This is a genomic window from Hymenobacter plasmatis, assembly GCF_020711255.1.
Classification (GTDB): Bacteria; Bacteroidota; Bacteroidia; order Cytophagales; family Hymenobacteraceae; genus Hymenobacter.
This window is the reverse complement of record NZ_JAJFAW010000025.1, coordinates 75990-89880: the sequence shown is the minus strand read 5'-3', so window position 1 is coordinate 89880 and position 13891 is coordinate 75990. Positions and strand designations below refer to the sequence as shown.

Sequence of the window (13891 nt, the reverse complement as noted above, 5' to 3'; positions counted from 1 at the left end):
GGAGCCGTGTGAGGTGAAAGTCTCACGCACGGTTCTGAAGTGGCAGCCGGGGGAGCGATTCCCCGGCTGACCATAACATCATCTCCCGCTCCGCCGAAGCCAAGGCCCTGGGCCTGCAGATGGGCGACCCGTACTTCCAGGTCAAGCCCCTGCTGGAGCAGCACCACGTGGCCGTCTTCTCCAGCAACTACGCCCTCTACGGCGACATGTCGCGCCGGGTGATGTGGTACCTGAGCCAGGTAACGCCCGCGGTGGAAGTGTACTCCATCGACGAGGCCTTTCTGGACCTGCACGGCATGGAGCCCTTCGTGGTGGACAGCCTGGATACGTTTGCCCGTGACATCCGCGCCAACGTGCTGGCCCGCACCGGCATTCCCACCTGCGTGGGTATCGCGCCCACCAAAACGCTGGCTAAGCTGGCCAACCGCCTGGCCAAGAAGAACCCGGCCCTGGGTGGGGTGTGCTACCTCGACACGGCCGAGCGCCGCCGCTGGGCGCTGGAGCAGGTGGCGGCGGAAGATGTATGGGGCATCGGGCGGCAGTACGCCCAGAAGCTTTACGCCGCCGGCATCACCACCGCGGCGGGGCTGGCCGGCTGCTCCGAGGCTTTTGCGCGCCGGCACCTGGGCGGGGTGGTGGGCGCCCGGCTGGTGCGGGAGCTGCAGGGATTTCCCTGCCAGGGGCTGGCCCCGAGTGAGGACGGCACGCTTTCCCGGCGCAGCCTGTGCTGCTCGCGCACGTTCGGGCGGCCGCTGACGGATTTTCCCGATGTCACCGGCGCCGTCAGCGCATTTGCCTCCCGGGCGGCCGAGAAGCTGCGCCGGCAGGGCGACGCGGCTCACCTCATCACAGTTTTCCTGAGCAAGAGCCGCTACGGGCTGGAAGCGCCGCCGTACTCCAGCTCGGCGGTATTAACGCTGCCCGTGGCCACCAACGACACCATGGAACTGGTCCGGTTTGCGCGGGCGGCGCTCAAGCGCCTCTGGCAGCCGGGCAACCGCTACACCAAAGCGGGGGTGATTCTCGACGGGCTGGAGCCGGAAGGGCAAACCCAGCTGACGCTGTTTGAAGCCGGGCCCGTTTCGGAAAAGCGGAGCCGACTAATGGCCGAGCTGGATGCGCTGAACCGCCGCTTTGGCAAAGGCACCGTGAAGCTGGCTTCTCTGGTGTTGCCTCGGGGACAGACCCGCGCGCCCTGGGAAGGACAGGCCCGGTGGCGGACCCCGCAGTACACCACCCGGCTGGAAGATTTGCTGCTGGTTGGTTAAGGACCGTAATCGGGGCCGGGCCACTACTAGGCGGCCAACCAGGAACCTTTAGCGGACCTATACGGTAGAAGCAGCACCCACTGGCGGGAATTACTACCTTTGCCCCTGATGCGCTTCCTGGCCCTGTTTTTTGCTTTTTACTTCGCTTGCCTCTCGTGCCTGACCTGTGCCGACGAGACAACCGTGTGCAAAGACCAGCGGCAAACCTCAGTTGCGGCCACTCCTCATTCCGATTGCGGCAGCAACATGATGGGCGACTGGTGCTCGCCGCTGTGCCAGTGCCACTGCTGCGGCGGGGCCCTGATGCCCGTACCGCTGGGCAATCAAATGGCTTACTCGGTGCCCACGGAGTGGGCTACCAGCCCCCGGCACGGCCGGCTGGTGGTGGCCGCCCCGACGCGGGCACTCGGGTCCGTGTGGCAGCCGCCCCAGGCCTAACCCTTCCCCTTTTTTTCCTGCTGACCACCCCCTTCGGGTGGCCCGTCGCGGTGCGTGACGGGCGATTTAGCGCTTGGCGCTGAATTGGTTATACCCCGGTTGCTCCCGCAGTTCGTGCCGGAGCCACCGGGCCGCAGGCTTTCACGGAAGCGTTAGACCTAACCCTCACAGCAACGGATGTTCGACCGGCTGATTCATTTTTCCATTCACAACAAGCTCATCATCGGGCTGCTCACCCTGGCCCTGGTGGCCTGGGGCGGCTACTCGCTCCGACGGCTGCCGATTGATGCCCTGCCCGACATCACCAGCAACCAGGTCGTGGTCTACACGGTGGCCCCCTCGCTGGCCGCGCAGGAGATTGAGCGGCTCGTCTCGTTTCCCGTCGAGCAGAGCATGGCCACCATTCCCGGCCAGACGGAAGTGCGCTCCTTTTCGCGCTTCGGCCTCTCGGTGGTCACCATCGTCTTCGAGGACCAGATTGATATTTACTGGGCCCGCCAGCAGGTCAGCGAGCGGCTCAAGGAAGCCGAAAGCCGGATTCCGGCCGGCACCGGCCGCCCCGAGCTGGCCCCGGTCACCACCGGCCTGGGCGAGATTTACCAGTACCTGGTGCGCGCCAAGCCCGGCTTTGAGAAGAAGTACAACGCCACCGAGCTGCGCACCATTCAGGACTGGATAGTGCGCCGGCAGCTGCTGGGCACGCCCGGCGTGGCCGACGTGAGCTCCTTCGGCGGCTACCTGAAGCAGTACGAGGTGGCCCTGGACCCGGAGCGGCTGCGCTCGCTGGGCGTGACCATCAACGAGGTGTACCAGGCCGTGGCCGCCAACAACCAGAACGCCGGCGGGGCCTACCTCGACCAGAACCCCACGGCCGCCTTCATCCGCACCGAAGGGCTGGCTACGAGTCCGGCCGACATCGGCAACATCGTCGTCCGCAGCACCAGCACGGGCCTGCCCGTGCTGGTGCGCGACGTGGCCGAGGTACGCTTCGGCGCGGCCGTGCGCTACGGGGCCATGACGCTGAACAACCAGGGCGAAGTAACCGGCGGGCTGGTGCTCATGCTCAAGGGGGCCAACGCCGCCGAGGTTATCAAGGCCGTGAAGACGCGCATGGCCACCATCCGCAAAACCCTGCCCGAGGGCGTGAGCGTGGAGCCTTTCCTGGACCGCTCCGCCCTGGTGGGCCGGGCCATCGGCACGGTGACCAAGAACCTGCTGGAGGGGGCGCTGATTGTGATTTTCGTGCTGGTCCTGTTTCTGGGCAACTGGCGCGCGGGCCTGGTGGTGGCCTCGGTGATTCCGCTAGCCATGCTCTTTGCCGTGAGCATGATGCGCCTGTTCGGCGTGTCGGGCAACCTGATGAGCCTCGGGGCCATTGACTTCGGGCTGATTGTCGACGGGGCCGTTATCATCGTCGAGGCCATCGTGCACCGCCTGCACGGCGGGCACGCCCCGGGCCACGCGGAGGGCGGCCGCCTCACGTCGGAAGAAATGAACGATGAAACCTACCAGGCGGCGAGCAAAATCCGCTCCTCGGCCGCGTTCGGGGAAATCATCATCCTCATTGTCTACCTGCCGCTGCTGGCCCTGGCCGGCATCGAGGGCAAGATGTTCCGGCCCATGGCCGAAACCGTGGCCTTTGCCATTCTGGGGGCTTTCATCCTGAGCCTAACCTACGTGCCGATGATGTCGGCGCTGGCCCTGAGCCGGTCCACGGCATCCGGCAAGACCTTTTCCGACCGGATGATGGCCTTCTACACCCGGCTCTACCACCCCCTGCTCAAGGGCGCGCTCCGGCACCAGGCCGTGGTGCTGACGGCCGCCGGAGGCCTGCTGGTGGGCGCGTATTTTCTGTTCCGCACCCTGGGCGGCGAGTTCATTCCCCAGCTCACCGAAGGCGACTTTGCCGTGGAGATGCGCACGCTCACGGGCTCCTCGCTGAGCTACACCATTGAGAAAAGCCAGCAGGCGGCGGGCATCCTCAAACAGCAGTTTCCCGAGGTCAAGGAAGTGGTGGCCAAGCTCGGCTCCAGTGAAATTCCCACCGACCCCATGCCGGTGGAAGCCGGCGATTTGATGATTATCCTCAAGGACCAGAAGGAGTGGACCTCGGCCCATTCCCGCGAGGAGCTGGCCGATAAGATGGCGGCGGCCGTGAGCGTGATTCCGGGCGTGACCTTCGGCTTCCAGCAGCCCATTCAGATGCGCTTCAACGAGCTGATTTCGGGGGCCAAGCAGGACGTAGTGCTCAAAATCTACGGCGAGGACCTGCAGCAGCTGGCCGACTACGCCCAGCAGGCCGGCCGCCTCGCCCGCCAGGTCAATGGCGCCGAGGACGTCTACATCGAGCAGGTCACCGGCCTGCCCCAGATTGTAGTGCAGCTCGACCGCAACCGCCTCGCCCAGTTCGGCCTGAACGTGGCCGACGTGAACCGCACCGTGCAAACGGCCTTCGCCGGCGAAACCGCCGGCCAGGTGTTCGAGCAGGAGCGCCGCTTCGACCTCGTGCTGCGCCTGCGCCAGGACTTGCGCAAGGACATCAACAGCGTGCGCCGCCTGTTCGTGGCCGCTCCGGATGGCCGGCAGGTGCCCCTGGAGCAGGTGGCCAGCGTGGAGCTGCGCGAAGGCCCCAACCAGATTCAGCGCGACGACGCCAAGCGCCGCATCACGGTGGCCTTCAACGTGCGGGGCCGCGACGTGGAAACGGTGGTCAACGAGCTGCAGGGCAAAATCGACCGGCAGCTCCGGTTCGCGCCGGGCTACTACACCACCTACGGCGGCCAGTTCGAGAACCTGCGCCAGGCCACCGAGCGGCTGGCCGTAGCCGTGCCGGTGGCGCTGCTGCTCATTTTCGTGCTGCTGTTTTTCACCTTTCGCTCGCTCCGGCAGTCGGTGCTCATTTTCACGGCCATCCCGCTCTCGGCCATCGGCGGGGTGCTGGCCCTGTGGCTGCGCGACATGCCGTTCAGCATCTCGGCCGGGGTGGGCTTCATTGCCCTCTTCGGGGTGGCCGTGCTCAACGGCATCGTGCTCATCGGCTACTTCAACCAGCTCAAAGCCGAGGGCGTCACCGACCTGATGGAGCGCATCATGCGCGGCACCGAAGTGCGCCTGCGCCCGGTGCTGATGACGGCCACCGTGGCCTCGCTCGGCTTTCTGCCCATGGCCCTGGCCCAATCGGCCGGGGCCGAGGTGCAGCGCCCGCTGGCCACCGTCGTCATTGGGGGCTTGATTTCGGCCACCCTGCTCACCCTGCTGGTGCTGCCCGTGCTCTACGCCCTCTCGGAGCGCAAACAAGTGCCGGAGCCCGCTCCGCAACCCGCTCCATCGGGCAAGACGCTGCCCGTGGCCTCCCTGCTGCTCCTGCTGCTACTGCTGCCCCGTTTAGGGCAGGCGCAGGGTCCCCTTACCGCGCCGCAGGCCGTTACTCAGGCGCTGCAAACCAATGGCACGGTGCTGGCAGGGCAGCGGGCGCTGGAAGCGCAGCAGGCCATTCGCAAAACCGCCTACGACATTGGCCGGACCACGCTCAGCGGCAGCTACGGGCAGTATAACTCTCAAAACCGGGACAATCAGTTCACGCTCACGCAGTCCGTGGCCCTGCCCGGCGTGTACCAAAGCGCCGCCGGCCTGGCGGATGCGCGCATTACCGGCCAGCGGGCCCGGCTGGTGCAGGTGCAGGCGGAATTGCGCCGGCAGGTGCGGCTCACCTACGAGCAGGCCGTGCACGCCCGCCACCGCCTGCGGGTGCTGCGCGGGCAGGACAGCGTGTACACCGAGTTTCTGCGCTCGGCCAACCTGCGCTTTAAAACCGGCGAAGCCGCCCGCCTCGAACCCGCCACCGCGTTGGTGCAGCAGGGCGAAATCCGCACCCAGCTGCTGGCGGCCCGCACGGATTTCCGGATCGCCCAGCGCCAGCTGCAGGCCCTGCTCCAAGTGCCCGCCGCCGTGAGCGTGGCCGACAGCGTGCTGCATCCGCTGGCGCTGCTGGGGGCCGCCAGGGCAGACTCTACCGCGCCCGCCCTGGCGGATACGCTACTGAAAATCAACAACCCCCAGGCCCGGGTGCTGGCCCAGCAGGTGGCCGAGCGCCGCGCCGAAACCCGGGTGGCGCAGGCCGCAGGCCTGCCCGAGTTTACGGTGGGCTACTTCAACCAGAGCATCATCGGCTACCAGCGCCTCGACGCGGCGGGCACGGAGCGCTACTTCGGCCCCGGGGCCCGCTTTCAGGGCGTGCAGGCCGGCGTGGCCGTGCCCCTGTGGCGGGGCCCGCAGAAGGCCCGGGTGCAGGCCGCCCGCCTGCAGGAGCAGGTGGCCCAGGCCGGCTACGAGCGGTACCGGGCCGAAGCGGCCGGCCAGGTGGATGAGCTGCTGGCCCGCCGCGCCGAGCAGCAGCAGCGCCTGGACTACTTCGAAACCACCGCCCTGCCGCAGGCCACGGTCATCACCCGCCTGTCCACCATCGCCTACAAAGCCGGCGAAACGGGCTACTCCGAATACCTGCTCAACCTGGAGCGGGCCCGCCGCCTGCGCCTCGACTACCTCGACGCGCTGCTGCAACACAATCAAACCATCATCGAGCTGGAATACCTGCTCGGCGGCCAATAGGGTGCCCCGGCACCCATCGAAACCCACCAAAACATGAAGTCATTACCGATGTATCTGCTCCTGCTGTTCGGCCTGCTGGCGGGCTGTGGGGAGAAAAAAGAACCGCAGGACGAGGCGGCGAAACCGGCTGCTGCTCCCGGGCCCGGGGCCGAGGCGGAAAAGGCCACCCCGGACCGCGTAACCCTGACGGCCGCCGAGCGGCAGATGGGCGGCGTGCGGCTGGGCACCCTCACCGAGCGCCCGATGAGCGGCGGCCTGAAAGTGAACGGCGTGCTCGATGTGCCCCCGGAAAACCTGGCCTCCGTCAGCGCCCCGCTGGGCGGGTTCGTGGACCGCACCGACCTGCTGCAGGGCTCGCGGGTGCGCAAGGGCCAGGTGCTGGCCGTCATCCGCAACCCCGACTTCGTGCAGCTCCAGCAGGACTACCTCGAAACCCGCACCCAGCTCACGCTGGCGCAAGCTGAATACGAGCGGCAGGCGGAGCTCTACCGCCAGGAAGTAGCGCCCCAGAAAAACTACCAGCGCGCCCGGGCCGAGTACCAGGGCCTGCAGGTAAAAAGCAGCGCCCAGGCCGCCCGGCTGCGGCTGGCGGGCCTGCCCGTGGGCGGCGCCATCGTGAGCACGGCCAGCGTGCGGGCCCCGAAAAGCGGGTTCGTGAAGGCCGTGAACGTGAGCGTGGGCCAAAGCGTGACGCCCACCGACGTGCTGTTTGAAATTGTGAACCCCGACCACCTGCACGTCGAGCTCACCGTGTTTGAGAAGGACGTGCCCCAGCTCAAGGAAGGCCAGCTGGTGCGCTTCACGCTGGGCAACGACTCGGTGAACCGCGAGCGCACGGCCCACATCTACCTCATCAGCAAAACCATCAGCGCGGAGCGCACCGTGCGCATTCACGCCCACCAGGACCGCGAGGATGAGCAGCTGCTGCCGGGCACCTTCGTGCGGGCCGTCATCGAAACCAACCGGGTGACCGTGCCCACGCTGCCCGAAAAAGCCGTGGTGCAGTTCGGCGCGCAGGCCTACGTATTTGTCGCGGCGGACTCGGCCGCCAAGGCGGGCACCGCAACTTACCGCATGGTGCCCGTGACGCGGGGCGTGAGCGAGGACGGCTATACCGAAGTGCATTTGAACGCCGCCGAGCAGGGCAAGCCCTTACGCTTTGTGACCGAAGGCGCGTACTCGTTGCTCAGCAAGCTTAAAAACGCCGAAGAGGAAGAATAAGTCCGGTTCTCTACCATGCTCCCCATCATCCGACCCTTACTGGTATTCCTGCTCGCCGGCCTCTGCGAAATTGGCGGGGGCTACCTGATGTGGCAGTGGCTCAAGGCCGACCGGCCCGGCTGGATGGGCGCGGTGGGGGCCGTACTGCTCATGCTCTACGGGTGGGTGGCTACCTGGCAGCCCACTTCCTTCGGCAAGACTTACGCCGTATACGGCGGCATTTTCATCGTCATGTCCATTGCCTGGGCCTGGTACTTTGACGGCTTCCGGCCCGACCGGTTCGACGTCATCGGCGGGGTCGTCTGCTTCGTCGGCATCGGCATTATCCTGTTCTGGCCCCGCCCCTGATTTTTATGCCTGCTTCCTCGCTATTCGCGCCCTTCCGCAGCCTGCGCAACCCCGTCTTTGCCCGCCTTTATGCCGCGCAAACCACCTCGCTGCTCGGCGATGCCCTTACCTGGGTAGGCCTGGCCTTGCTGGCCTTCGAGCTGGGCGGCAGCCATTCGGCGCAGATTCTGGCCTTCGCCCTGACCCTGCGCGTGACGGCCTTCGTGCTGCTCGCGCCCCTGGCCGGGCTGCTGGCCGACCGCCTGAACCGCAAAACCATCATGGTGACGGCCGACATCGTGCGCATGGTCATCATCGGCCTGCTGCCCTTCGTCACCGAGGTCTGGCAGGTGTACGTGCTCATGTTCACCGTCAATGCTTTCACGGCCTTTTTCACGCCTACCTTCCAGGCCACCCTGCCGGCCGTGACCACGGCCGACGAAATGCCGCAGGCCCTGAGTTTGTCCAGCGCCACCAACGAGCTGCTGGGCGTGCTCGGGCCGGGCATCGCCGGGGCGGTGGCCGCGTTCCTGGGAACCCGCGACATCTTCTACATTGATGCGGCCACCTTCCTGATTTCCGGCATCCTGATTTTCACGCTGCCGGCCCGGCTGCGCAATGAGGAGGCTTCGGTGAATGACGACGAGCGCGTGACCGTGGCCGCCGTGCTCGAAGGCACCCGCCTGCTCTGGCGCAACGCCGTGATGCGCTACGCCCTGCTGCTGGAGCTGGTGGCCGCCGTGAGCGGCGCCCTGATTCTGGTGAACACCGTGGGCCTGGTGCGCGGCCAGCTGCACCTGCCCGAAGCGCAGTACGGCTGGGTGATGGCCGCCTTCGGCATTGGGGCCACGGCGGCGGCCCTGCTGGCGGGCGCGCTCACCCGGCGCATCGCCCATACTACTTTTCTCATCCTCGGGGCGGTGCTCACCAGTCTGGCCGTGCTGCCGGCCAACCACGCCGGCCTCTGGCCGCTGATGGGCCTGTGGCTGCTGGCCGGCGCGGGCCAGAACGCCGTCAACCTCGCTACCCAAACCCTCATTGCCGAGCAAACCGACACCGCCCACCAGGGCCGCGTGTACGGCGCCCACTTCGCCTGGAGCCACTTATGGTGGGCTTTTGCCTATCCGCTGGCTGGCTTCTTGGGCACCCGGTTCGCCACCGGCTCTTTCCGCTACGGCGGTCTGGTGGCCGTGGCGCTGCTGGCCGGCACCTGGCTGCTGGCCCGCCGCCCGGCTGAGCCCGCGAGTCCGCACCCGGCCGTTTCTTCCCACTGATTTCGTTTCCCAACTCATGCCCGACCCTTCCCCCGATAATCTCAACGAGGAGCTGAACACCGCCAAGCAAGTGCAGCCCGAAAACGTGGGGGCCCTCACCCGCGCCCAGCTCACGCCCGAGGCCGCCACCGCCCCCGAAGGCCACGACGTGCCCGGCCACGACCACGACGACCACGCCAGCCACGAGCCCGGCGCCGAAGCTGACGACGAACACGCCGGCCACGACCACGGCAGCGCCGACGAGCACGACCACGGCCCGGCTAGCGACAACCCCTACCTCGTGCCCGGTATCAGCTTGGCGCTCCTGCTGGCCGGCATTGCCCTGGACTACTACAAAGTCGGCTTTTTCACCGGCTACGTGCGCCCCATCTGGTACGGCGTGGCCTACCTGCTGGTGGGCTGGAAAGTCCTGCGCTCGGCCATTCAGAGCATCCCCAGCGGCAACATCTTCAACGAGTTTCTGCTCATGGGCATCGCCACCATCGGCGCGTTTGCCCTCGGCGAGTATGCCGAAGGCGTGGCCGTGATGCTCTTCTACACCGTGGGCGAATTATTCCAGGACGCGGCCGTGAACCGCGCCAAGCGCAGCATCAAGGCCCTGCTCGAAATCCAGGCCACCGAAGTGGGCGTGCTTCGCGGCGGCCAGCACCTGGTACTCGACCCCAAAGAAGTGGTAGTAGGCGACGTCATCGAAGTAAAGCCCGGCGAGAAAGTAGCCCTCGACGGCACGCTGCAGTCCGAGCGCGGCACCTTCAACACCGCCGCCCTCACCGGCGAGTCGGTGCCCCAAACCAAGCAGAAAGGCGAAACCGTGCTGGCCGGCATGATTAACCAGGACACCCTGAGCCAGATTGCGGTAACGGCTGCCTTCAAAGACACCAAGCTGAGCAAGATTCTGGCAATGGTGCAGGACGCCGTGGGCCGCAAAGCCAAGACCCAGCAGTTCATCACCAAGTTTGCCCGCATCTACACGCCCATCGTCGTAGGCCTGGCCCTGCTGCTCACCTTCCTGCCCTACTTCTTCGTCGACGACTACGTCTTCCGCGACTGGCTTTACCGGGCCCTGGTGTTCCTCGTCATTTCCTGCCCCTGCGCCCTGGTCATCAGCATTCCGCTCGGCTACTTCGGCGGAATTGGCGCAGCTTCCAAAGCGGGCGTGCTCTTCAAGGGCTCCAACTTTCTCGACGTCATGCGCGAGATTGACACCGTGGTGATGGACAAAACCGGCACCCTCACCAAAGGCGTGTTTGCCGTGCAGCAGGTTGTCACCGCTCCCGGCCAGACCGAAGCCCGCTTCACCGCCCTCGCCGCGGCCCTCGAAGCCAAATCCACCCACCCCATTGCTCAGGCTTTGGTCCAATACGTCAAGCCCACCGGCCCGGCGCTGTCGGTTGAAAACGTGGAGGAAATTGCCGGCCACGGCCTGCGCGGCCGCGTCGACGGCCAGGACGTACTGGCCGGCAACACCAAGCTGCTCAAGAAATTCAACGTCGCTTACCCCGCCGAAATCGACCAGCTGGTCGACAGCATCGTGGTAGTAGCCGTGGCGGGCCAGTACGCCGGTTACCTCACCGTAGCCGACGAAATCAAGGAAGATGCCGCCCAGGCCGTGCAGGAGCTCAAAGCCCAGGGCATCAAAACCATTGTCATGCTCTCCGGCGATAAAGACGCCATTGTGCAGCGCGTGGCCCAAACCCTTGGCATCACCGAAGCCCACGGCGGCCTGCTGCCCGAAGACAAAGCCGCCCACGTCGAGCGCCTCAAAGCCGCCGGCCACCGCCTGGCCTTCGTCGGCGACGGCGTCAACGACGCCCCCGTCGTGGCCTTGGCTGATGTAGGCATCGCCATGGGCGGCCTCGGCTCCGACGCCACCATCGAAACCGCCGACGTCGTCATCCAAACCGACCACCCCAGCAGGATTGCCACCGCCCGCCGCATCGCCGTGGCCACCCACACGGTCGTCTGGCAGAATATCTGGCTGGCCTTCGCCGTGAAAGCCGTGGTGCTGGCCCTCGGCGCCGGCGGCCTGGCCACCATGTGGGAAGCCGTGTTTGCCGATGTCGGAGTGGCCCTGCTCGCCATCCTCAACGCCGTGCGCATCCAGCGCATGGACTTCACCAGCAAGCCATGAGAACCCATCCCATAATAGCCGCGCTGCTTCTAGGTGCCGGCCTGGCATTCATCAGCTGCAACTCCAAGCCCGACACCGACGCCCACGAGCAGGAAGCCCACGCCACCCAGCCCAAACCGGCCCCGGTCGCCACCCCACCCAACTTGCGCGACACCCTGCAGCTGCTGGCCCAGCAGCTCGACACCGTGCACCGCGACGGCTGCTTCGATGAGGACTTTGCCCGCCTGATGACCGTGCACCACGCCGGTGCCCAGCGCCTGGCGGCCGTGGAAATTGCCAGCGGCAAAGATTCCACCCTACGCGCCCTGGCCCAGCACGTGCTCAAAGGCCACGAGCGCGACAACCACGTCCTCACCCTGGCCCTCACCCGGCAGCCGCCCAAAGACCAGGAATACCGCCCCGGCAACACCAAAGACCCGTTCATGCGCCGCATCACCGCCGCGCTGGCACCGCTCCATCAGCTACCCGCCACCCCCGGCCCGCTCGATGCCGACTTTGCCACCCTCATGCAGGTGCACCACCAAACCGGCGCGGCCTTGGCCCAGGTCGAGCTGGCCTTCGGCAAAGACGCCGAGCTGAAGGACGCCGCCCGCCGCATTGTCCGCGACGAGCAGGCCGAAATCAAGCAGTACCAGCGCTGGCTCAAAGCCCACCCCACCAACTAGCTCCCCCATGCTGCTCACCATTCCCACCGCCGTCACCCCGCCCTGGACCACCATGCTCGGCTTCTCGCTGCTGCCGGCCGTGGTCATGATTGCCGGGGCGGCCCTGGCCGTGTGGCGGGCCCCCGGCCCACAGCTGCGCAGCGCCATCCTGCACTTCGCGGCCGGCGTCATCTTCTCCGTGGTCGCCGTCGAGCTACTGCCCGACATCGTCCAGCACCACGCCCCCTACGAAGTGGCCCTTGGTTTCGGCCTCGGCGTAGCCACCATGCTCGGGCTGCGCTACTTCACCCAACGCCTCGAAAAAAAGGAAGCCGCCGGCAAAGAAGCCCAGCCAACAGCCACCGGTTCCGGCCCCACTCAGGCCACTGCCGCCGCGCTGCCGTGGGGGCTGCTCGTGGCCATTGGCATCGACATTTTCATCGACGGCTTGCTGCTCGGCATCGGATTTGCCGCCGGCGCCAAAGAAGGCACGCTGCTGGCCATTGCCCTCACCATCGAGCTGCTCTCGCTGGGCCTGGCCACCGCCGTCGAGCTGCGCCAGGACGGCCACGGCAAGGGCCGGGCCGTGGCCATTGTGGCGGGCACCTCGCTCATGCTGCTCATCGGCGCCGGCATCGGCACCACCGTGCTGCGGGGGGCTACCGGCAATATGCTCGAAATCGTGCTTTCCTTCGGCCTGGCCGCGCTCCTCTTTCTCGTTACGGAGGAGCTGCTGACCGAGGCCCACGAAGAACCCGAAACCCCGCTCATGACGCTGGCCTTTTTTGTGGGCTTTCTGCTGTTTCTCCTGCTGGGCATGGTTGCCTAGCTCATTTCTCTATTCTCCTATTATGCACACCGCCAAAATCGACCTGACCCTGGAGCCCACCGGCCGCCACATTGATTTTTCCAAAGAAATGCTGGAAGTCGCTCACGTGTTTCGTCGCGTGGGGGGCGAGGCCGCGCCCTGGCAGCGCGTGGCCGTGAACGCCCGCTCGCCCTTCCTCGATACCGACACTTTTGCCCCGGGCACCTTGCTGGAATACTACGTGCAACACGAAACGCAGCAGGGCGAGCCCGAGGCCTGCAGTCACGTCGTCAGTACGACCACGGCATGAGCAATCCATCCACCGGCCACCGGCTCTTGCTTCTGCCCGTCCGCGCTTTCGTAAGCATGGTACTGGCCCTTGCCCTGCTGGCCAGCGGCTGCCAGGGGTCGGCTGATGATACCAACGGGACCGGGGTAAGTGAGCTGCCACCGACCATGATGGCGGCTTTGCATACCATGGTGGAACGCTCCCGGGCCTTGCCGCTGACCGACAACCTCGACCTATACTTTGCCTTGCTGCTGCGGGAAAACCACCGGGCCGCGGTGGCCATGTCGGCCCTGGAACTGAATAAAGGGCAAGACCCGGCCTTACGTTCTGCGGCCGAGCACATCAACCACGACCACCAGCAACTCATTCTCAGCCTGGAATCGGCAATCCGCCGCCTGCGGGCGCTGCCCCTTGCCTTTCCGGAGCACACGATGCAAAGCGAACGGTTTGGCCGCTTGCTGGACGCGGCTACCAGTGGCCTGCATCCCGCCGCCCACCGCAGTATTGCCCGGCTGGACGCCGGCGCGGACTCCCTCCACGCGCCCAGCAGTCCGCAGCAGGAAGATGCCGGCACGGGCAGCACCGACCGCGACTTTGCGGCCCTGCTGGTGCCCCACCACCAGAACTCCATCACCCTGGCGCGGGCCGAGCTGGAGCTCGGGCGGGACGAGGCCCTGCAAAAAGTGGCCTACCTCATCCTGCAGGACCAGCAGCGGGAAATAGAGCAGGTGCAGGCCTGGCTCCGCCACCATCCCGAGAAGCGAAAATGAGGCGCACTGTTATTGCCTTGAATAACAAGCTCAATACCCGCACTCGCAAAACGCTTAACTGAATGTGTAGTGGTAAAAGCCCCGCCTCCCTGCCCGGCCGTGGCTGTTCACGG

General features: G+C 66.3%; 11 protein-coding genes. All 11 read left to right on the top strand.

The window, feature by feature from the left end:
• Nucleotides 1–77 precede the first annotated feature (77 nt).
• The 11 genes from LJ738_RS17085 to LJ738_RS17035 all read left to right on the top strand — a co-directional run bounded on the left by LJ738_RS17085 (nucleotide 78) and on the right by LJ738_RS17035 (nucleotide 13778).
• Nucleotides 78–1268 carry a Y-family DNA polymerase gene (locus LJ738_RS17085; RefSeq protein WP_227787577.1) on the top strand — a complete coding sequence of 397 codons (1191 nt, stop codon included), beginning with the start codon at nucleotides 78–80 and terminating at the stop codon, nucleotides 1266–1268.
• 108 nt (nucleotides 1269–1376) lie between these two features.
• Nucleotides 1377–1706 carry a DUF6660 family protein gene (locus LJ738_RS17080; RefSeq protein ID WP_227787576.1) on the top strand — a complete coding sequence of 110 codons (330 nt, stop codon included), beginning with the start codon at nucleotides 1377–1379 and terminating at the stop codon, nucleotides 1704–1706.
• Between the two features lie 177 nt (nucleotides 1707–1883).
• Nucleotides 1884–6314 carry a CusA/CzcA family heavy metal efflux RND transporter gene (locus tag LJ738_RS17075; RefSeq protein WP_227787575.1) on the top strand — a complete coding sequence of 1477 codons (4431 nt, stop codon included), beginning with the start codon at nucleotides 1884–1886 and terminating at the stop codon, nucleotides 6312–6314.
• 33 nt (nucleotides 6315–6347) lie between these two features.
• Entirely contained in the window at nucleotides 6348–7535 is a 1188-nt protein-coding gene (locus tag LJ738_RS17070; RefSeq protein ID WP_227787574.1) for an efflux RND transporter periplasmic adaptor subunit, read from the top strand.
• 15 nt (nucleotides 7536–7550) lie between these two features.
• A complete protein-coding gene (locus tag LJ738_RS17065) occupies nucleotides 7551–7883 on the top strand; it encodes a YnfA family protein (RefSeq protein ID WP_227787573.1) in 333 nt (110 codons plus the stop codon).
• A 5-nt stretch (nucleotides 7884–7888) separates the two neighbouring features.
• A complete protein-coding gene (locus LJ738_RS17060) occupies nucleotides 7889–9136 on the top strand; it encodes an MFS transporter (protein WP_227787572.1) in 1248 nt (415 codons plus the stop codon).
• A gap of 16 nt (nucleotides 9137–9152) precedes the next feature.
• On the top strand, nucleotides 9153–11267 hold the full coding sequence (locus LJ738_RS17055) for a heavy metal translocating P-type ATPase (protein ID WP_227787571.1): 2115 nt from the start codon (nucleotides 9153–9155) through the stop codon (nucleotides 11265–11267).
• Entirely contained in the window at nucleotides 11264–11932 is a 669-nt protein-coding gene (locus LJ738_RS17050) for a DUF305 domain-containing protein (RefSeq protein WP_227787570.1), read from the top strand. The genes LJ738_RS17055 and LJ738_RS17050 overlap by 4 nt, the downstream gene beginning before the upstream one ends.
• 7 nt (nucleotides 11933–11939) lie before the next feature.
• The gene (locus LJ738_RS17045) at nucleotides 11940–12740 is read left to right on the top strand and encodes a ZIP family metal transporter (RefSeq protein ID WP_227787569.1); all 801 of its coding nucleotides are present in this window, start codon (nucleotides 11940–11942) and stop codon (nucleotides 12738–12740) included.
• 22 nt (nucleotides 12741–12762) lie between these two features.
• Nucleotides 12763–13029: a hypothetical protein gene (locus LJ738_RS17040; protein ID WP_187455435.1), complete on the top strand. Its 267-nt coding sequence runs from the start codon at nucleotides 12763–12765 to the stop codon at nucleotides 13027–13029.
• Nucleotides 13026–13778, top strand: coding sequence for a DUF305 domain-containing protein (locus LJ738_RS17035; protein WP_187455434.1), 753 nt, complete (start codon nucleotides 13026–13028; stop codon nucleotides 13776–13778). Before LJ738_RS17040 ends, LJ738_RS17035 begins: the two co-directional genes overlap by 4 nt.
• The last annotated feature ends 113 nt before the right edge of the window (nucleotides 13779–13891 follow it).

Coding starts and splice junctions, on each gene's coding strand:
- LJ738_RS17080 (WP_227787576.1), top strand. CDS start 1,377: ATGCGCTTCCTGGCCCTGTTTTTTGCTTTTTACTTCGCTTGCCTCTCG.
- LJ738_RS17075 (WP_227787575.1), top strand. CDS start 1,884: ATGTTCGACCGGCTGATTCATTTTTCCATTCACAACAAGCTCATCATC.
- LJ738_RS17070 (WP_227787574.1), top strand. CDS start 6,348: ATGAAGTCATTACCGATGTATCTGCTCCTGCTGTTCGGCCTGCTGGCG.
- LJ738_RS17065 (WP_227787573.1), top strand. CDS start 7,551: ATGCTCCCCATCATCCGACCCTTACTGGTATTCCTGCTCGCCGGCCTC.
- LJ738_RS17060 (WP_227787572.1), top strand. CDS start 7,889: ATGCCTGCTTCCTCGCTATTCGCGCCCTTCCGCAGCCTGCGCAACCCC.
- LJ738_RS17055 (WP_227787571.1), top strand. CDS start 9,153: ATGCCCGACCCTTCCCCCGATAATCTCAACGAGGAGCTGAACACCGCC.
- LJ738_RS17050 (WP_227787570.1), top strand. CDS start 11,264: ATGAGAACCCATCCCATAATAGCCGCGCTGCTTCTAGGTGCCGGCCTG.
- LJ738_RS17045 (WP_227787569.1), top strand. CDS start 11,940: ATGCTGCTCACCATTCCCACCGCCGTCACCCCGCCCTGGACCACCATG.
- LJ738_RS17040 (WP_187455435.1), top strand. CDS start 12,763: ATGCACACCGCCAAAATCGACCTGACCCTGGAGCCCACCGGCCGCCAC.
- LJ738_RS17035 (WP_187455434.1), top strand. CDS start 13,026: ATGAGCAATCCATCCACCGGCCACCGGCTCTTGCTTCTGCCCGTCCGC.